The sequence below is a fragment of the Psychrobacter sp. Sarcosine-02u-2 genome, assembly GCF_002836335.1.
Classification (GTDB): Bacteria; Pseudomonadota; Gammaproteobacteria; order Pseudomonadales; family Moraxellaceae; genus Psychrobacter; species Psychrobacter faecalis.
This window is the reverse complement of record NZ_PJBX01000097.1, coordinates 1-260: the sequence shown is the minus strand read 5'-3', so window position 1 is coordinate 260 and position 260 is coordinate 1. Positions and strand designations below refer to the sequence as shown.

The following is a 260-nucleotide window of genomic DNA, read 5'->3' as shown; positions in this document are numbered from 1 at the left end:
TGAGCCTATGGATGAGGCACTACTCAATCATCGCTCTTTGGTTGAAACGGTGTTTGGGGAGCTTAAAAACTTGTGCCAAATCGAACACTCACGCCATCGTAGTGTGACGGGGTTTATCACAAACTTGCTGTCAGGTTTGATTGCTTATTGCTGGTTTCCCTATAAACCCACCATCAAAAATATGCCTCAGCAGAGACAGGTAGCGACATTGTAAATAGTATCAATGAGTTACAATGTGGCTTATCCCGAACTGGGGTTAT

At 43.8% G+C, this 260-nt stretch carries 1 protein-coding gene; it reads left to right on the top strand.

The features are described 5' to 3' along the window. Positions 1–214: transposase (locus CXF58_RS01415; RefSeq protein ID WP_145989787.1), on the top strand; the 214-nt coding region annotated here is incomplete at its 5' end. Positions 215–260: the final 46 nt, after the last annotated feature.